This window comes from Gelria sp. Kuro-4 (assembly GCF_019668485.1).
GTDB lineage: Bacteria > Bacillota > DTU030 > DUMP01 > DUMP01 > DUMP01.
In genome coordinates this window covers 294109-312539 of the sequence record NZ_AP024619.1, presented here as the reverse complement: position 1 = coordinate 312539, position 18431 = coordinate 294109, and the positions used below count along the sequence as shown (strand labels likewise).

The window sequence follows — 18431 nt, the reverse complement described above, 5'->3', positions numbered from 1 at the left end:
CCTTCTCAGTGCAGCCACAAGTTGGGCAAATAGGTAACCGTAGCTGGGAAAAAGATCATTATCAAGATGACCAGAGTGATCAGGGCAAGAAAGGGAAGGACAGCTTTACTTATCCGCACGAGATCCAACTTGGCGATGCTGGAGACCACGTACAGGTTGAGTCCCACCGGCGGCGTCAACACACCGATGCTCAAATTCAAGGCAAGCAGTACACCGAACAGGACCGGATCGATGTTCAGAGCTTTTGCCGCAGGCAAGAGAACAGGCGTCAGAATGGTCAGGGCGGACACGGCGTCGAGGAACATACCAACGACAATCATAAAGACATTGACGAGGAGCAGGAACACTATCGGGCTGGATGAGACTGTCAGCAGCGCCTGCGTTACGGTCTGCGGCACCCTCTCTAGAGTCAAAACCCATGAAAGCAGGGTTGCCGTAGACATTACCATTAAGACCATCGCCGTGCTGTTGGCTGCGCGCAAGAAAATCCCCGACAGGTCTGTCCACTTAATCTCTCGATAGGCAAAGGTTCCGACTAAAAAGGCGTAAACCACGGCCACTACCGCGGCTTCTGTGGGCGTGAACACTCCGCCCAAGATTCCTCCCATTATAATTACGGGAAGAAGCAAGGTGAGGAACGCTTCCTTGAACGAGGAGGCAAACGACTTTAGGGTAGGAAAACTTTCGGAAGGATAGCCTCGTTTTCTGGCAAAAAAGTAGGTGTAAGCCATGAAAGAAAGCCCCATTAGGATACCTGGAATATAGCCGCCGACGAAGAGCTTAGCGATCGAAACCTCGCCGATTACCCCGTAAATGATGAACGGAATGCTGGGTGGGATGATTGGACCGATAGATCCAGCGGAAGCAACCAAGGCGGCGGAAAAGTCAGTCTCGTAACCACGTTCTGCCATGGCGGGTATCATTACCATACCAATCATGGCCGCACTCGCTGACGCCGACCCGAGAATCGCGGCAATGAACATAGAAGCTAAAACTACTGCAAAACCGAGACCTTCCCTTACCCACCCGATCAGACACTGGGCGAAACCAACCAGGCGACGTGAGACGCCGCCGGTGTTCATCAATTCTCCCGCAAGCATAAAGAAGGGGATGGCCATGAGCGGAAAGCTGTCGATGCCAATAAACATTTTTTGAATGAGGATTGCTGGTTCTAAGGCGCCGAAGTGCCAAAGCCAGATGCAAAGGGAACTCAAGCCGAGGCTCATAAAAATCGGTACACCTAGAAAGATAAAAAAGAACAGTGAGACTAGAAATACGAGCAGTGCCATCATGGAGGTGCTGTTACCTCCCTTTCCCTAGAATCGCGCACAGGTTACGCATAACCTCCAAGAGCGTCAGCAACGCACTGACCGGTATTGCGGCGTAAACGTAGGCCATGACGATGTTGTTAGCGGGAGACTTCTGCAGGGCCGTGGTTGGAAGCACGGCGTAGGCCCCCCACAATAGAACGACTAAGAAAAGCACCATCGCCAGATGAGCTGCCGCCTGAACTGCGCTTGCCCAGGGACCTGGCAAAGCCTTGACAAGGTTGTCCACCATTATGTGCGATTTTTGTTTGAAAGCCAGGTAGGAAGCAAGGAAAACCATCCAGATCATTAGAAAACGTGACAGTTCTTCACTCCACGTGAGGGAATGGTTCGTCAAGAAGCGCGTGTAAACCTGAGCAAAGACGAGTACCACCATCCCTGTGAACAAGGCAACAGTAAGCACTTGAACGAGCCACGTTAATTTCCTGTCAACTATATAAAATAACGATCTCGCGTCCACCGGGCCTGTCCCCCCTCGTGTGGTAGGGTGGGGGCGTAGCTTTACCGTTACGCCCCCAGACGTTATCACTTCAGACTAAGAATCTCATCCACAATACCCTTGAACTCCGGGTGATCCTTGTACATATCCTGGTAAACAGGTTGAACAGCTTGAATGAACTCCGCTGGATCGGGTGTTGTGAGTTGCATTCCTTTACTGAGGCACAGCTCTTTGCTTTTAGCCGTCTGCTCACGAAAGAGCTGCCGCTGGCGTGTACTGGCTTCTTTGGCGGCTTTGCTGATGGCGTCTTGTACGTCCTGGGGCAGGCTTTGCCACCACTTTTCACTAACCAAAATAGCAAAGTTGCCCCACATGTGATGCGTTTCGGCCACGTACTTCTGTACTTCAAAGAACGAGGAGGAAGCAACTGTGTTGTAGGCGTTTTCCTGCCCATCAACGACGCCCTGCTGCAGCGCGCTATAAAGTTCGTTGAAAGCCAGGGGCGTGACATTGGCGCCCAACGCTTTGAAAATGGCCACTGAAATGGGCGCTTCAGGAGTTCTGATCTTGAGGCCACGCAGATCCGCCAGCTTATTGATGGGTCGCTTTGAGTTCGTAACGACGCGAAAACCGTTTTCGAAATACCCCAGTGAGCGTAAGCCTTTACTTGGTAGGTCGGCCAGCAGTTTTTCACCGATAGGACCATCCAGGACCTTGTCCACGTGCGTTTCATCTTTGAAAAGGTAGGGCAGATCAAGAATATTGATCTTGGGTTCAATCGCACCCAGGACGGGACTGATATAAGACATCTGCAGTGTGCCGAGCTGCAGTTGTTCCATCATGTCTCGTTCGCCGCCCAACTGGGAATTGTCGAAAACCTGGACCTCGACCTGCCCATTCGTGAATTCTTGCACGCGAGGCTTAAAGACCTCGTTGAGGGCCATCACGCAGGGATGTGTAGAATTGTTAACTGCTCCCACTTTCAAGATGAATTTTTGACCGGGTGCCTTGTTAGCTTCTGGGGCGCTTCCTTCTTTGGGTGCTGAAGCGCCACCACAACCAACAAGACTGAACACCAGCCCAACCAGGATCAGATGAGAGACAACTCGAATCCACCTGCTCATTGCCACCCTCCTCTGCATTTTGCGCTGGTCTTTACGCCGGCTCGACGATTCTCTTATGGGCCATGTTTTCTAGAACTTGGCACACAGCTGTATGGTCCTTGTTATCCCATCCTTGGTACAGGGCCGCGCTGTAGAGCTCCTTCGTAGCCGCGGCTAAGAGAGAGGGGATATGGTATTCTTGGGCCATTTTCATATACAAGGAAACATCTTTATGCATTAGCTTGAGCTGGAAAAGTGGATGGTCATAATTACCCTTAAGGATGGAGTTGGGCGCAAAGTAATCGATAATGAAGCTGCGTCCCGAGCTCTTGCTGATCACCTCGGCTAGAATTTCAAGCTTTACTCCAGCCTGCGTACCGGTTAGCAAGGCTTCACCGAGAGCAACGGTGTGAATAGCTGCGAGGATATTATTAACAATTTTCACCACCTGGCCGGTGCCGACACCGCCCACGTGAATGATATTGGTGGCGAAGCATGCTAGCAGTGGCTTAATGGTAGCAAAGTCTTCATCACTGGCACCAACCATTGTGGTCAGTGTGCCGTTAGCAGCCCCCGTCGGGCCTCCACTAACAGGGCAGTCACAGAATCGCGTTCCTTTCTGGCCGGCTTGTTGCGCTAAGCGGCGCGTGGTGCCGGGATCAATTGTGCTCATGTCCAGGATGTAAGAGCCTTCTTTGATGTTCGCCAGAACACCTTTTTCCCCGCCCATTACTTCCTCAATGGCAGCTACGGAAGGAAGACTGGTAAATACAGCATCGCTCACCCGCACAACTCCGGCGATATCGTGAGCCCCACGTATACCGGCTGAGCTCAATGCTTCAACTTTAGTGGGATCGACATCGTATGCCACAACGTTAAAGCCGTGTTTGGCCAAATTCTTCGCCATGCCGCTGCCCATGGCACCTACACCGATGAAGCCGATGGTTTTGAACTCCATAAAATGTGCCCCCCATCTGTTTTGCGAACCCTGTCAGAGACAGCCGAGCGAATCAGCGACTACGTTCCGCCACCTCCTCACTTGACACTCAGTGATGTAGAACCACCCCCTATCCGCCCAATATGGGTGGAACAATGTACAACTGATCGTTACCGCAGAGGTGAATGTGGTTTGCTTGGTCGAGGTTGACCCTTTCTCCGTTTAATATAAAGAGAAAAGTTCCTTCTGGAGTTGAACCCGCTCCAGCAATAAGCTGTGCCACGAAGGGGGCGCGGTGTCCTGCCAGCTTGAGCGCTTCTGCCAGTGAGGTTCCCTTAGTTACCTCAATTACAATCTCCCGTTCATCGCTATCGACTCCAGGAGGTAGGTGAATCAGCAATTCCCTTTCCTCCTCGTCCTAGGAGTTGGAGTAAATATCAGATATGACGTAACCTAAGCCGAGTTCCTGAAGCCTTTGGCGAAGAGGTTTCCCTGATGCTGGATCCCACTTCTGTGCCTCGTAGTACTCGCGGGTCATAGAGGCAACGTCAATGACGATGCCTTCGAGTGGTCCGGCATCCAAGGGTGGATTACCGTACGAACGACCTGGCAACTGGAATTCTGTCACGGGTAGGCCCTCGCGAATGTTGAAGGCCTGCCTAAGAGCCGCTATGCGTGCGCCCGTCTCTTCGAGCCTTGCCAGATCATAGTCCTCGCCGGTAACGGCAGAAAGGAATTCCGGCCAGCAACTGATGTCAGAACGCAGAATCACCTGCATGCACAGGCCGGCCGAGTAAAGAGCGTGCATTATGTTTTGCACTTTTGCCGCGGCTTGGCCTTTGCCAGTAAATTGGTACTTTGTAATCTTGCCAAGGTCCAAACCAGGGATGCCACCACCGTTTTCGTAAATTACCAGACCGATTTGCGTATGACGTCCAGGTGTTGCGTCGACTTTATAATAGGTGCCCCAACTTGGGCCATAGCGTGGATCGTGAGCCGCCAGCTCTTGCCCCTGGATTTGTATTGCATACTGGAGGGCTTCTCCGCCAATTCGCTGCGCTGCAACGCGACTACCATCCGCCAGAAGTTGGCCCAAGGGACCTTCACGTCTCCCGATTTGCTTAACTGCTTCTACCACCGCCGCGTGATCGCCCCAGGACAGTTTCAGCCCACCGGCTGTTTTTTCATCGATAAGGCCTTTTTCGAAACACTCGGTGGCGAAAGCTACCGTTGCAGCGGTGGAGATCGTGTCGAGTCCCATGCGGTTGCAAATATCGTTAAGCATGATTATTGCTTCCAAGTTGTCGTTAAGCAGATTGCTGCCGAACATAGCACATGTTTCGTATTCCGGCTTGTGTGCCTCGGCGACAGCGTATGGCCCGGCCGGTACCTCATAGATGCCTCCGCAGACTAATGGACACTGCCAGCAGGCATACTTCTTTTTTTCATACTGCAGAACATGGTCATCACTAATAGCTGTAGCTTGAGGAAAGTCACGTAAACCTACGCCAGCCCAGTTTCGCACTGGGGCATCGTTACTAAATGTTGAGCTCGCTACGTGATCAACGGTCCCGTATTTCCGAAACTTTTGAGCGCTGGGGCGTGCCAACAAATCCTTTACCCATTTACTCCTCAGTTTCTTAGCTGCTTCCGGATCAGCCATGGGTATTTCTTGATTTCCGCGCGCTACGATGGCCTTCAGCTTCTTAGATCCCATTACAGCGCCGAGACCAGAGCGTCCGGCTGCCCGACCGCGATCATGTATAATTCCAGAGATGAGGGACAGGTTCTCACCGGCCGGTCCTACGCACGCGATTTGAATGTCGCTGCCCAGCCTTTCTTTGAGCACCTCTTCAGTTTCCGTGGTGTCTTTACCCCAGAGGTCTCCTGCTGGACAAATCTCGGCCCGTCCGTTATCAAGGAACAGATAAACCGGTGACGGTGCAACGCCGGTTACAAACACTGCATCGAAGCCGGCCCGCCGAAGGGCCGGTCCAAAATACCCCCCACAGTTGCTGTCACCCCAGGTTCCAGTGAGGGGGGACTTGGCACATGCAGTGAACCTGTTGCCGGACATGGCTGGTGTTCCTACCAACACACCGGTTGTAAAACCAAGTATGTTCCCGGGACCTAGTGGGTCGACCCCTGGCTTCATATGGTCGTAAATGAACTTAACACCCAGGCCATAGCCTCCCAAGAAACTGGCGTATACGTCCTCGGGCAGATGTTCCTCAGTAAGGGAGCACTTGCTTAGGTCGGCAAAGAGAATCTTTCCGGTGTTACCTTTCATCTCATGCTGACACTCCTTCACCCTGGAATCTTGGTTCAGCATTGAGAATTGCAAGATACATGCCAAAGCACTTTGTATGGGGAAGGGTGACGAAATAAGGCGCTGCACATGGCAGCGCCTTGAACAATGTTCTTATTCCGTACACACGTTGCTGTACAGTATGGCAACAAACTGAACACTTATGCGCGTGCGAGGTTCCACTTCCTTATCTTCTGGTAGATCGTCGTCCGGCTTACGCCGAGCTGTCGGGCGGTGCGTGCGATGTTGCCTTTGTTGGCGGCTAAAGCGCGTGCTAAGGCTGCGTGTTCGAGCTCCTGCAGGGTCATGCCGGAAGAGGGTTCGGCAGCCTGGGTTAGGCGAGGGGTAGAATTTGGGCCGGGACCTTTTGCACTGGCGGCCGCCACGATATTCGCGGGAAGATTGTCAGGCTCAATTTCTGTGGAGCGGGCCGCGTTGAGGGCGCGTTCAATGGCGTTCTCCAGCTCGCGGATATTGCCGGGCCACTCATACCTGGTGAGGGCGAGGAGGGCCTCGCGTGTGAAGGCGGTGGTTGATTTGTTAAGGCGCGCCGCAGTCTTCTTGAGAAAATGGTGAGCCAGAAGAGGAATGTCTTCTTTGCGGTCGCGCAGCGGGGGCAACTTTATGCTCACCACATTGAGGCGATAGAAAAGGTCCCGGCGGAAATTGCCCCTCTGCACCTCTTCTTCCAGGTCTTTGTTGGTGGCCGCGATGATGCGCACGTCGACGGGAATGACCTTGTTGCCGCCGATGCGCATGACCGCCTTGTCTTGGAGCACCCGGAGGAGTTTGGCCTGCATGTCGAGCGGGAGATCGCCGATTTCGTCGAGGAGAAGGGTACCGCCCGCGGCGAGCTCGAACTTGCCGGCGCGCCCGCTTTTGCTCGCACCGGAAAAAGCCCCTTCAACGTAACCGAAAAGCTCGCTTTCCATAAGGTCCCGCGGAATGGCTGCGCAGTTTAAGGCAAGATAAGGTCCACGGCTGCGGCTGCTGGCGTTATGAATGGCCTGGGCAAAAATCTCCTTACCCGTTCCGGTTTCACCCTGCAGAAGGACGGTGGAGTCACCTTCGGCGGCCAACGCGGCTAAGTCCACAGCCTGCCGGATGGCACAGCTGTTGCCGATGATGTCGTCGAAGGTGAAGCGGGCGCGGGCCCCCATTACTTTGGTGGCGAATTCGTGCACGCGGTCCATTTCGCGAAAGGTCTCAATGACGTAAACAACCTCACCGCTGGCGTTCTTAATGGGGATGGCCGTTTTGATCAGCCGGATGAGCCCGCGCTTGCTGTCAATAAAGAACTCACGGTCGGTCCAACCCATGCCGGTTTCAAACACGTCGAGGACCACCGGCCGCGAGTTGACGATCTCTGTTATGTGCTTACCGATGGATTTAGTCGCATCTACACCAAAAATCTTCCCACCCACTTCATTCATTTGGGCGATGTTGCCGTTGCGGTCGATGAGCATAAAACCGCTGAAAATAGAGTCGATGATGGCGGCTTGGCAGCGGTTGGAGAACTGGACGTCGGCCAGGGCCCGGCGCAGTTCCACTTGCTTCGTAATTGCTTCACCGATGGCGATGGTCATGCCCAAGGTGTTGGGATAAACATTGGCCTTATGCCCTGACATGCACAGGCAGCCGAGAAGTTCGCCTTCCTTCGTAATAAGGGGAGTAGCGGCGCAGGTGAAAGGGTGAAAGCGCGTACAGTAGTGTTGTTCGCCGACGACCTGCACGGGTGCTCGGGCCAAGAGCGCAATGACTATGGCTGAGGTTCCCACTTCGTTTTCACGCCAGCGTGCCCCGACGAAGAAGTTGTGTTTACGAAAAGCCGCCTGCAGGCGGCTGTCGCCGGCGATGCTGAGCACATAGCCATCCGCGTCGACCAGGGTGATCAAAAACCTGGCGGTGGCTGAAACGCCTAAAACCGTCCGCATGAAAGGCTCGGCAACATCTATGAGCTCCTTGCGCGTGCGGCGGCGTCTAACGATTTCTTCAGCGGTGGGAATAGGCGAAAGAAACGTGGCGTCAGGCAGCAAGCCGTACTGGCGGCAGCGCTCCTGCGACTGGCGGATTAACACCTCCGCGGCGGGCAGAAGCCCGCCTTCAGGCTCGATCAGGGGCTCAAGACCCGCAGCGTATGATCCGCTGCTTTCAGCAAGCATCTCCTTCCCCCCCACTGCACAAAATCGTGCTATTACCGTTAATTCTACATAAGTTGTAATTTACCTGCTACCGCGCGAGGACTCTGTAAACATTTCAAACACTTCCGGGCTGGGACACAAGCAGTCAGGCATTCAGAAACTTGACAATGTCTTTCGTCGCCGGAGGACAACCGGGCAGGTTCAAGCTCAGCCCGGCCGTACAGGAGCCTACGCCCGGGCCGGGGCCGCCTTGACCCCGGAAACCCTGGCCGATCTTAATCTTGTGGGTCAGTCGGGCCAGGACGCCGTCTTCCCTAAGACAGGCCAGGGCACGCAAAAGGTTTCCGTAACAGATGGAGCAGGCCGAACGCTCCTCAACCCAGCGGCTGAGTTCGCGTGCCAGAGGAGAAACGGTGGGGGCGGCCGGCGGGCGTACTTCCGGGTTAAGCACCAGAATGTCGGCTTGCTCGCACTGTGCTGAACCAAGTCCTAGTTCGGCAGCCAACCGAATGTAGGGAATGGTGAGCGGTTCGTAGCCTAAAGCCGTCGCGGCGTACGCATCCACCAGGACAGGATCCCGCCCTACCAGCACTTGGTCCATGGCGACAGGATTGCCGCCCTCCTCAAAGGTGAGGTCACCGCACAATCCGTCTACTACTACCAAATCGGATTTCACCACTTGGTTTAGCGCGGCAATGGGCCGGTGCAGGCCGAGGGCATGGAAGCGCCGTTTCTCGCTATCGGGCAGGCAACCCTTGAGGTTTTTCAAAGCGCAGGTGAGTCTAGTCTGGCAGTGGGCTTTGAGTACAGGGACATTGATGAAATAGTCAAGGCTGAGCGCCGTCCGGCAGACGCGCATTTCTTGGCCGTGAGCGGTTACTTTTTGGGTCGCGTCGTGCTTAAGGTCCACAAGTTTTACACCGTAGCGGCTGGCCAACCGGGTATAGCCGCAGACGGCGAAGGCGCGCTCCGTCCTATGACCGACCGCGCTGCTTTCTAAGATAGTTATGTCCTTGCACCCGGCCGCGTGCAGGTATTCGATAATCCCGGCTACCACCTCCGGCGAAGTTGTCGCCCCTGAAGACGCCGGTTTTTCCACCACCAGGTTGGGCTTGATACCGATGCGCATAGCAGGGCGCAGAGCCTTTGCCACATCGAGGGCTGCCAGGGCTTGCAGCACCATTTCCCGCGGATTTGTTCCGTAGCTGACCACCAAAGTGTTCACGCTTGTTACCCCCAATCACTACTTTTTCCGTTACGATGTCTTGGACCTTGATGCGTCCGCCTTGAGGCAAGTATACATTACTCGCGCCGACCCGCGACAGAAACAGAGGAAAAGGAAGAAGGATTTGCTCCACCGGCGAAGAATTATAGACCTAAGATGTAAATTCGATAAGCTCCGAGTCCCAAGGCCTACGGTGAAGCTAAGGCCCGGGACCGTTAGGGTGGGTTGGGAAACCGGCCCGCCTCCCTCATGGAAAGGAGCGCACGGGGAGCCACCATGAGGGCTCCCTTTCTGATTATTCGCGATGGGGGTGTGCAAAATGGCGGAAGAATTGGGCAAACTCAAACCGCAAGAGAAGAGTACGGCGGTGCTGAAAGAAGAACTGCTTAAGCTGGCCAAGGACGGTAAGGTGAGCTGCGCCCAGGCCACCGCTCTCGCCGAGCGGCTGGGGGTCGAGCCGCGGCGGGTGGGCGCCGCGGCCGACGAACTGGGACTTAAGATCACCGCCTGCCGCTTGGGCTGCTTCTGAGGGGGGCGCCGGGTTGGACGACTTTTTTCACGTGCGGCCGGTGGCGGCGGCGCGGGAGGAGCTTTTTTCCCGCTGGCAGCCGCAGCCGCTCGAGGTGAAGCGGGTGCCGCTGACGGCGGCGGTGGGCCGGGTGCTGGCCGAGCCCGTCCGCGCCGCGGAGGACGTGCCGCCCTACACCCGCTCCACGGTGGACGGGTATGCCGTGCGGGCGGCGGATACGTTTGGAGCCAGCGAGGGCCTGCCGGCGCTCCTCGACCTGCTCGAGGACATCCGCATGGGGGCCGTGCCGCAAAAGGCACTGGCACCGGGGCAGGCAAGCCGTATCGCCACGGGGGGGATGCTCCCGCCCGGGGCGGACGCGGTGGTGATGGTGGAGTACACGGAGGAGCTGGATGCGACCTCGTTTGCCGTTCTGCGCCCGGTGGCGCCGGGCGAGAACGTGATCCGGGCCGGGGAAGACGCGGCGGCCGGGGAAGAGCTCCTGCCGGCGGGTGCTCGCCTGCGCCCGGCCGATGTCGGGGCGCTGGCGGCCCTTGGCATTACGACGGTGCCGGTGGGGCGGCGGCCGCGCGTAGCGGTGCTTTCCACCGGCGACGAGATTGTACCTCCCGAGGTTACGCCGGCGCCCGGTCAGATCCGCGACAGCAACAGTTACTCTCTGGGCGCTGCGGTGGCAGCTGCCGGGGGCGAGCCGGTTTACCTGGGGCTGGCGCGGGACGAGTACCAGGCGGTGCTGGCCGGCGTGCGGCGCGGGCTGGAAGGGGCCGACCTGGTGGTGCTCTCGGGCGGGAGCTCGGTGGGGGTGCGCGATGTGGCGGCCCGGGTGCTGGCCGAGCTGGGGCCGCCGGGGGTGCTGGTGCACGGTGTGGCGCTGCGCCCAGGGAAACCGGTGCTCATCGCCCTCTGCCAGGGGAAACCCGTTTTCGGCCTCCCCGGCCACCCGGTCTCCGCTCTGGTGACGTTTGATCTCTTCGTGCGGCCGGCCATCGCGCGGCTCCTCAGGCTGAAGACACGGCCACAGGCCGGCGTGCGGGCCCGCCTGGCGCGCAACCTGGCCTCCGCCGCCGGGCGCGAGGACCACGTGCGCGTGCGCCTGGTGGAGACGGCGGAAGGCCTCACGGCCGAGCCCGTTCTGGGCAAGTCGGGCCTCATCACCACCCTGGTGCGGGCCGATGGCACCATCGTGATCCCGCCTGCCCGCGAAGGCCTGCGGGCCGGGGAGGAAGTTGAAGTGTACCTGCTCTGAGCCCTTGTTCGGCTACGCAGGAAAAGTTAGGAGCGATAGCATGGAGCGACAGGTGTACCTTGAGGACATCCCGTACGAAGAAGCGCGGCAGGCCTTCCTTACGCCCTTCGCCGGCCGGGTGATGCCGCCCGAGACCCTGCCCGTGCCGGAGTGTGCCGGGCGCGTCACGGCCGCCCCCGTCTTCGCCCGCCTCTCCTCGCCCCACTACCACGCTGCGGCCATGGACGGCGTGGCGGTGGCGGCCAAGGTCACCTTCGGGGCGAGCGAGACCAGCCCGGTGCGGCTCACAGTGGGGGAGGACGCCTTCTGGGTGGATACGGGGGATCCGCTGCCTCCCGGCACCAACGCGGTGATCATGGTGGAGGACCTGCACGAGCTGCCGGGTGGCGAACTGGAGATCATCCAGGCGGTGAGCCCTTGGGAGAATGTACGCCTCTTGGGCGAAGACATGGTCCAGACGGAGCTTATCCTCCCGGCCAATCACCGTCTGCGCCCCGTGGACTTGGGGGCCCTCCTGGCCGGAGGTGCCACGGCAATCGCCGTCCGCCGCCGCCCGCGCGTGGCGATCCTGCCCACGGGCACCGAGCTGGTGCCGCCGGGGAAGGAGCCGGCGCCGGGCGAGATCATCGAGTTCAACTCCACCATCTTCGCGGCCCAGGTGAAGGAGTGGGGAGCGGAACCGGTGGTCTTTCCCATCACCCCGGACGATTACGAGCTGATTAAAGCGCGGGTGGCCCAGGCAGCCGGCGCGGCGGATGTCATTCTCATCAACGCCGGCTCTTCTGCCGGTTCGGAGGATTTCAGCGCCCGCGTCATCGGCGAGCTGGGGCGGCTGTTCGTGCACGGTGCGGCCACCCGGCCGGGGAAACCGGTTATTCTAGGCAGCGTCCAGGGCAAACCAACGATCGGCGTACCGGGTTACCCGGCTTCGGCCGTGCTGGCGCTCGAGCTGTACCTCAAGCCGCTTCTCACCCGCCTCCTGGGCCTCCCGCCGGAAGAGCCGCCCAAGGTTACGGCCCGTCTGGCCCGCAGCCTCACTTCGCCCCTGGGCGTGGACGAGTTCGTGCGCGTCAAGCTCGGCCCCGTCGGCCCCCACCTTATGGCCACGCCGCTCCCGCGCGGCGCCGCCCTCACCACCTCCCTCGTGCGGGCCGACGGGATCCTGAAGGTGCCGCGCGGCAGCGAGGGGATCAAGGCGGGGGCGCAGGTGGAGGTCAGCTTGCTCAAGAGCGAGATGGAAATCCGGGGCACGGTGGTGGCCGTCGGCAGCCACGACCTCACGCTCGACATCATCGCCAACCTGCTGCGGGAGAAATACCCGGAATTTACGCTCTCCTCCGCCCATGTGGGGAGCCTGGGGGGACTTCTCGCCCTGCGCCGCGGTGAGGCCCACCTGGCGGGAACGCACCTCCTGGATGAGGAAACCGGCGAGTACAACATCCCCTACCTCAAACGGTATCTTCCTGAGGAAGAGGTGTACCTTATCACCCTCGTTTACCGCGAGCAAGGCTTGCTGGTGCCGCCGGGGAATCCGAAAGAAATCCGGACGCTGGCCGACCTTACCCGTCCGGATGTTACCTTCATCAACCGGCAGAAAGGTGCCGGCACGCGGGTGCTCCTCGACCGGGCCTTGAAGGAGGAAGGCATCGACCCGCAGAAGATCCAGGGCTACCAGCGCGAGGAGTACACCCACACCGCAGTGGCGGCAGCCGTAAAGAGCGGGGCGGCGGACGTGGGCTTAGGTGTCCTGTCGGCGGCGCGCGCCCTGGAGCTGGACTTCATTCCCTGGCGGGCGGAACGCTACGACCTGGCCATCCCTGCTGTTTACCTGGATCACCCCGGGGTCAGGGCCGTCCTGAGCATCATCCAGAGTCCCGAATTCAAAGAACAGGTTACAGCCCTGGGGGGCTACGACCTCAGGGATACCGGCAAGATCCAGTGGCCACGAAGGGGGGAGGAGGATGCGCGACCGGCTGGGACGGGAGATTGATTACCTGCGGGTTTCGGTGACGGACCGCTGCAACCTGCGCTGCCTGTACTGCCTGCCGCCGCAAGGGGTACGGCCCAAGGCCCACGACGAGATTCTGCACTACGAAGAGATCGTGCGCCTGGTGGAGGTAGGGGTGAGCCTGGGTATCCGGCGGGTACGCCTGACCGGCGGGGAGCCGCTGGCGCGCCTGGGGCTTACCAAGCTGGTGGCCCAGCTCGCCGCCATCCCTGGCCTTGAGGACCTTTCCTTAACGACCAACGGCACGTTGCTGGCCCCGCTGGCGGCGCCGCTCAAGCAGGCCGGGCTGAAACGGGTAAATGTCAGCTTAGACACGCTGCGGCCGGAGCGCTTTCGGGCCATCACCCGCCGGGGCACCCTGGCCGATGCCTGGGCGGGGATCGAGGCTGCCCTGGCGGTGGGCCTTGACCCGGTGAAGATCAACACGGTGGCCTTGGCCGGGGTGAATGACGATGAGATCGGTGAGCTCGCGGCCCTTACGCGCCGGCTTCCCCTGCACGTGCGCTTTATTGAGGTGATGCCGCTGGGGGCGGACCTCGACTGGGCGGCGGCCCATGCCCTGCCCATGGCGGCCGTCCGGTCGGCCGTGGAAAAGGCAGGGCTCTTGGAGCCGGCCGACGTGGCCGGGGCGGGCCCGGCGGCAGCCTGGCGCTTCCCGGGGGCACCGGGGACGGTGGGTTTCATCGCCGCCCTTTCGGAAGCCTTTTGCGCGCGCTGCAACCGCCTGCGCCTTACGGCCGATGGCCGGCTCAAGCCCTGCCTGGCGTCCGACGTGGAGGTGGACGTGCGGGGGCTGCTGCGGGGCGGTGCCGGCACCGGGGAACTGAAGGGTGCTTTCCGGCGGGCGCTGGAGCTGAAGCCGACCCACCACGACCTGGCGAGCTATACCGAGCACACCCGCGTGATGTGCCAGATAGGGGGCTAGAGCATGGAACTTACGCATCTTACGCCGGCCGGCGAAGCCCACATGGTGAACGTGGGGCAAAAGCCGGTCACCCAGCGCCGTGCGGTGGCGCGGGGGGCGGTTAAGATGGCCCCGGCCACGCTGGCGCTGATCGCTGCAGGCGGCGTCCCCAAGGGCGATGTGCTGGCGGCGGCGCGCCTGGCCGGCATTATGGCGGCGAAAGAAACGCCGCACCTTATCCCCTTGTGCCACCCGCTCAACCTGGGCGGGGTAGAGGTGCGGCTCAGACTGGATAAAGGGGCGAGCTGCGTGGAGATTGAGGCAGAGGTGACGCTGGCCGGCCGGACCGGTGCCGAGATGGAAGCGCTTACAGCGGTGAGCGTGGCTGCCCTGACCGTTTACGACATGTGCAAGGCCGTGGACAAAGGTATGAGCATCGAGCACATCCGCCTGGTGGCCAAGTCCGGCGGCAAGAGCGGTATTTACCGGCGGGAGGGTGAGGAACCATGGGAAGGGTAGCCGGCCGCGTAAAGGCGGTCTGTACCAGCACCGCCAAGGGAACCCGCAAAGAGGACCGGGGAGAAGGGGTCTTTAGACCCGGTTACGGTGTCGAGGGCGACGCCCATGCCGGTCCGTGGCACCGGCAGGTGAGCCTCTTGGCTCAAGAGAGTGTCGATAAGATGATCGCCAAGGGGATTAAGCTGGTTCCCGGCGACTTTGGGGAGAACCTTACCACCGAAGGAATTGACGTTGCCCACCTGCCCGTCGGCACCCGCCTGAAGGTAGGCGCGGACGTGCTGCTGGAGGTCACCCAGATCGGGAAAAAGTGCCACCACGGCTGCGCCATCTACCAGCAGGTGGGCGACTGCATCATGCCCCGCGAAGGGATCTTCGCCCGCGTGCTCTTAGGGGGCCGGGTTAGAAACGGTGATCCCATCCTGATCGAAGAAGGTTACCGCCTGGCCATCGTCACCGCCAGCGACAAGGGGGCGCGCGGGGAACGCGAAGATACCGGCGCCCAGGTGATTCGCCGGCTGGTGGCAGAGCTGGGCGAGGTGGTGGAGTACAAGGTTCTGCCCGACGAGCGCGAAGAGCTCGCGGCCGAGCTTAAGCGCTTGGCCGACGAGCGGGCCATCGACCTTATCCTTACCACCGGCGGCACGGGGCTCGGACCTCGCGACGTTACCCCGGAGGCCACCCTGGACGTGGTCGACCAGCTGGTGCCTGGCCTCCCCGAGGCCATGCGCGCGGCGGGCTTCGCCAAAACGCCGCACGCCCTCCTTTCCCGCGCCGTAGCCGGCATCCGCGGGCGTACGCTGATCGTGAACCTCCCCGGCAGCCCCCGCGGTGTGGAGGAAAACCTCAGCGTCATCCTGCCGGCCCTGCCGCACGGCCTGGCCGTCCTCACCGGCCGCGCCGCCGAGTGCGGGCGGCCTGCGGCCGACCGGCAGTTCAAAGCCGTCCATTCGTTCCAAGGCGAAGCCGAGTAGAGTCTGCACGTTGACCGTAGGAACGCTCATCCGCCTTAGAGGGGTTGTCCGCCGACCGGCGTAATTCGTGTATTGTCCGGTAGGCGGGAAGCCGCTCTTTCCGGCTCCCAAGCAGTTCCCGGCGGTCAGCATCTTCGACCCCGTGCGCCTAAGGCGGGAGCTACGGCGGCGGGGCGTTAGGGTTAGGCCGGAAACAGCCTGGCCTCCCGCATTTGGAAAGAAGGTGCAGGGCCGGCCGCCCCCCGGGCCGGTACCGGGCGGCAAAAGGAGGTGCACGGAGGGGGTAAACTGCCGCAAAGGAGAGACCGCAGGTGAAAAAGTATCTTGTCGTGGCCCTCTGTGTTCTGCTTGCCCTGGCCCTCTTCGGCTGCGCGCCGAAGGCCCGGCCGGAGCAGCAGGCCGATCAGGAAGCCGGTAAGGAGCCGGCGCAGCCGGCCGGTGCCCCGGCGGGCAGTAAAGAGGTCATCCTCGCCACCACCACCAGCACCCAGGACAGCGGCCTCTTGGATGTCCTCATCCCCATTTTTGAGCAGAAGACGGGCTACCGGGTAAAGACGGTGGCGGTCGGCACCGGCCAGGCCCTGGCCATGGGCGAGCGGGGCGAGGCGGACGTGCTCCTGGTGCACGCCCCGGCAGCGGAGAAGAAGGTAGTGGAAAGCGGGGCGGCCATTGACCGCCGGCTGGTCATGCACAACGACTTCATCATCGTCGGGCCGGAAAAGGACCCCGCCAAGATCAAGGGTTCGGCCACCACGGCGGATGCCTTCAAGAAGATCGCCCAGGCCAAGGCCCTCTTCGTCTCGCGCGGCGACGACTCCGGGACCAACAAGAAGGAGCTCGAGCTCTGGAAAGCAGCCCAAATCGAACCCAAGGGTTCCTGGTACCAGGAGTCCGGTACCGGCATGGGCCAGACGCTGAACATCGCCTCGGAAAAGGGCGGCTACACCCTGACCGACCGTGCCACCTACCTGGCGCTCAAGAAGAACCTGGCCCTCACCATCCTGCTCGAGGGAGACAAGTCGCTCCTTAACGTGTACCACGTGATGCAGGTCAACCCCGATAAGTTCCCCAAGGTGAACGCCGCCGGCGGCAAGGCCTTTGCCGACTTTATGGTGGACGCTGAAACGCAAAAGGTGATTGGCGACTTCGGCAAAGACAAGTTCGGCCAGTCCCTCTTCTTCCCGGATGCCGGGAAGCCGGACACCTATTAGGGTGAACACCGGGGGGCCGCGCCAGTGCCGGTCTCCCGAGCCTAAGGTGATAAAATGGATTTAGTGGTGCAAGGTCTGGCCAAGGCCTTCCGCCTGCTCGTAAGCGGCGACCCGGAGGTGCTGCAGATTACCTTCCTCACCCTGCGGGTGTCGGGCCTGGCCACCCTGATCAGCCTGGGTTTGGGCGTGCCTTTGGGGCTGTACCTGGCGGTGGCGCGCTTTCGGGGCCGGGAGCTTCTGGTAGGCGCTGTGAATACCGGGATGGGCCTGCCGCCCACGGTGGTGGGGCTCTGGGTGAGCATCCTCCTCTGGCGCAACGGGCCGTTGGGCATGCTTAACCTCATGTACACCCCCACGGCCATCGTTATCGCCCAGGCGGTGATCGCGGCGCCGGTGGTGACCGGCCTCACCATGGCTGCGGTGCAACAGCTCAACCCGAAACTGCGCCTTCAGGTTTTGGCCCTGGGCGCCTCACCGCTTCAGTTCTGGTGGCTCATCATCCGCGAGGTGCGCTTCGGGATCCTGGCGGCGGTGATGGCCGGCCTGGGAAGCGTCATCTCCGAGGTGGGGGCGTCCATGGCGGTGGGCGGCAACGTGCGCTGGTACACGCGCGTCCTCACCACGGCCATCGTGCTCGAGGTGAGCAAAGGGAACTTCGACATGGCCTTGGCTTTGGGGTTTGTTCTCATGCTTCTCGCCTACAGCATCACGTATGTCCTCACCATCGTGCAGCAGAGGAGGCGGCGCTTGTGACGGCGGTGCTGGAAGCGCGCGACATGGTGATAAGAAAAGGCGGGCGGCGCATCTTAAGCGTCGCCCACCTTACGGTGGAGCCGGGCGAAGTGCTCGCCGTCATCGGCCCCAACGGCGCGGGCAAGAGCACACTGCTTACCGCCCTGGCCTGCCTGGACCTGCCGAAAAGCGGGGCCGTGTTCTTCCACGGCCAGCGCGTCACGCGCGCCAACGCCCTTGCCGTGCGCCGCCGGCTCGCGGTGGTGTTTCAGGAACCGCTGCTCCTCGATACCACGGTGCTCGAGAACGCGGCGGTGGGGCTTAAGCTGCGCGGCCGGCGCCGGGAGGCGGAGGCCAAGGCCCGGGTCTGGCTGGAGCGCTTCGGCGTGCTCCACCTGGCCGACCAGCCGGCCCTCACCCTTTCGGGCGGCGAAGCCCAGCGGGTGAGCCTGGCCAGGGCCTTCGCTCTGGAACCGGAGGTACTGCTGCTCGATGAGCCCTTTGCTTCGGTGGACGTCATTGCGCGCGCCGGACTCATCCAGGAGTTCAAGAACGTACTCGGCAGCACGGGCACCACAGCAGTCCTTGTGACCCACGACTTCCGCGAGGTGAGCGCGCTGGCCACCCGCGTGGCGGTGCTGGCCGGTGGCGCAGTGCAGGCCGAGGGTACGCCTGCGGCCATCGCCGCCCACCCGCGCTGGGGCGCCCTCGCCCACCCGGGGTCAGGTATCAACTTAGCAGCGTTTTTATCAATTCTGCAAAAACCACAACCTGAAGCGCAATAAGTAGTTGCGGCAGCCGGACCCTTGCAGCCCAGCTCTTTTTCCAGG

At 60.6% G+C, this 18431-nt stretch carries 17 protein-coding genes and 2 riboswitches; of the genes, 9 read left to right on the top strand and 8 right to left on the bottom strand.

Annotation, left to right across the window (positions count from 1 at the left end; translation table 11 throughout):
• Nucleotides 1-5: 5 nt before the first annotated feature.
• From K5554_RS01650 to K5554_RS01615, 8 genes are all read right to left on the bottom strand, one after another.
• Complete coding sequence (locus tag K5554_RS01650) at nucleotides 6-1292, bottom strand: TRAP transporter large permease (RefSeq protein ID WP_221039438.1); 1287 nt, start codon at nucleotides 1290-1292, stop codon at nucleotides 6-8.
• Between the two features lie 10 nt (nucleotides 1293-1302).
• Nucleotides 1303-1788: a TRAP transporter small permease gene (locus K5554_RS01645; RefSeq protein WP_221039437.1), complete on the bottom strand. Its 486-nt coding sequence runs from the start codon at nucleotides 1786-1788 to the stop codon at nucleotides 1303-1305.
• 65 nt (nucleotides 1789-1853) lie between these two features.
• Complete coding sequence (locus K5554_RS01640; protein ID WP_221039436.1) at nucleotides 1854-2891, bottom strand: TRAP transporter substrate-binding protein; 1038 nt, start codon at nucleotides 2889-2891, stop codon at nucleotides 1854-1856.
• Nucleotides 2892-2922: 31 nt separating this feature from the next.
• Nucleotides 2923-3828, bottom strand: coding sequence for an NAD(P)-dependent oxidoreductase (locus K5554_RS01635; protein WP_221039435.1), 906 nt, complete (start codon nucleotides 3826-3828; stop codon nucleotides 2923-2925).
• Between the two features lie 109 nt (nucleotides 3829-3937).
• A complete protein-coding gene (locus K5554_RS01630) occupies nucleotides 3938-4207 on the bottom strand; it encodes a MoaD/ThiS family protein (protein ID WP_221039434.1) in 270 nt (89 codons plus the stop codon).
• Between the two features lie 18 nt (nucleotides 4208-4225).
• Complete coding sequence (locus K5554_RS01625; protein ID WP_221039433.1) at nucleotides 4226-6097, bottom strand: aldehyde ferredoxin oxidoreductase family protein; 1872 nt, start codon at nucleotides 6095-6097, stop codon at nucleotides 4226-4228.
• Between the two features lie 179 nt (nucleotides 6098-6276).
• A complete protein-coding gene (locus K5554_RS01620; RefSeq protein WP_221039432.1) occupies nucleotides 6277-8277 on the bottom strand; it encodes a sigma-54-dependent Fis family transcriptional regulator in 2001 nt (666 codons plus the stop codon).
• 124 nt (nucleotides 8278-8401) lie between these two features.
• A complete protein-coding gene (locus tag K5554_RS01615; RefSeq protein ID WP_255565456.1) occupies nucleotides 8402-9481 on the bottom strand; it encodes a DUF362 domain-containing protein in 1080 nt (359 codons plus the stop codon).
• Nucleotides 9482-9641: 160 nt separating this feature from the next.
• Nucleotides 9642-9757: riboswitch (molybdenum cofactor riboswitch) on the top strand.
• A gap of 43 nt (nucleotides 9758-9800) precedes the next feature.
• Here K5554_RS01615 and K5554_RS01610 point away from each other — a divergent pair.
• The 9 genes from K5554_RS01610 to K5554_RS01570 all read left to right on the top strand — a co-directional run bounded on the left by K5554_RS01610 (nucleotide 9801) and on the right by K5554_RS01570 (nucleotide 18386).
• Nucleotides 9801-10010, top strand: coding sequence for a hypothetical protein (locus K5554_RS01610; RefSeq protein ID WP_221040639.1), 210 nt, complete (start codon nucleotides 9801-9803; stop codon nucleotides 10008-10010).
• A 13-nt stretch (nucleotides 10011-10023) separates the two neighbouring features.
• Complete coding sequence (gene glp, locus K5554_RS01605) at nucleotides 10024-11256, top strand: gephyrin-like molybdotransferase Glp (protein WP_255565455.1); 1233 nt, start codon at nucleotides 10024-10026, stop codon at nucleotides 11254-11256.
• Between the two features lie 40 nt (nucleotides 11257-11296).
• Nucleotides 11297-13246 (top strand): molybdopterin biosynthesis protein, encoded by a 1950-nt coding sequence (locus K5554_RS01600; RefSeq protein ID WP_221039431.1) that lies wholly within the window; start codon nucleotides 11297-11299, stop codon nucleotides 13244-13246.
• Nucleotides 13218-14189 carry a GTP 3',8-cyclase MoaA gene (moaA, locus tag K5554_RS01595; protein ID WP_221039430.1) on the top strand — a complete coding sequence of 324 codons (972 nt, stop codon included), beginning with the start codon at nucleotides 13218-13220 and terminating at the stop codon, nucleotides 14187-14189. Before K5554_RS01600 ends, moaA begins: the two co-directional genes overlap by 29 nt.
• 3 nt (nucleotides 14190-14192) lie before the next feature.
• Nucleotides 14193-14687, top strand: coding sequence for a cyclic pyranopterin monophosphate synthase MoaC (moaC, locus tag K5554_RS01590; protein ID WP_221039429.1), 495 nt, complete (start codon nucleotides 14193-14195; stop codon nucleotides 14685-14687).
• A complete protein-coding gene (locus K5554_RS14635; RefSeq protein WP_370636932.1) occupies nucleotides 14675-15658 on the top strand; it encodes a molybdenum cofactor synthesis domain-containing protein in 984 nt (327 codons plus the stop codon). Before moaC ends, K5554_RS14635 begins: the two co-directional genes overlap by 13 nt.
• Nucleotides 15659-15779: 121 nt before the next feature.
• Nucleotides 15780-15897, top strand: a riboswitch (molybdenum cofactor riboswitch).
• A gap of 72 nt (nucleotides 15898-15969) precedes the next feature.
• Nucleotides 15970-16869: a substrate-binding domain-containing protein gene (locus tag K5554_RS01580; protein WP_255565454.1), complete on the top strand. Its 900-nt coding sequence runs from the start codon at nucleotides 15970-15972 to the stop codon at nucleotides 16867-16869.
• A 54-nt stretch (nucleotides 16870-16923) separates the two neighbouring features.
• A complete protein-coding gene (locus tag K5554_RS01575) occupies nucleotides 16924-17622 on the top strand; it encodes an ABC transporter permease (RefSeq protein WP_221039428.1) in 699 nt (232 codons plus the stop codon).
• Nucleotides 17619-18386 (top strand): energy-coupling factor ABC transporter ATP-binding protein, encoded by a 768-nt coding sequence (locus K5554_RS01570; RefSeq protein ID WP_221039427.1) that lies wholly within the window; start codon nucleotides 17619-17621, stop codon nucleotides 18384-18386. The genes K5554_RS01575 and K5554_RS01570 overlap by 4 nt, the downstream gene beginning before the upstream one ends.
• The last annotated feature ends 45 nt before the right edge of the window (nucleotides 18387-18431 follow it).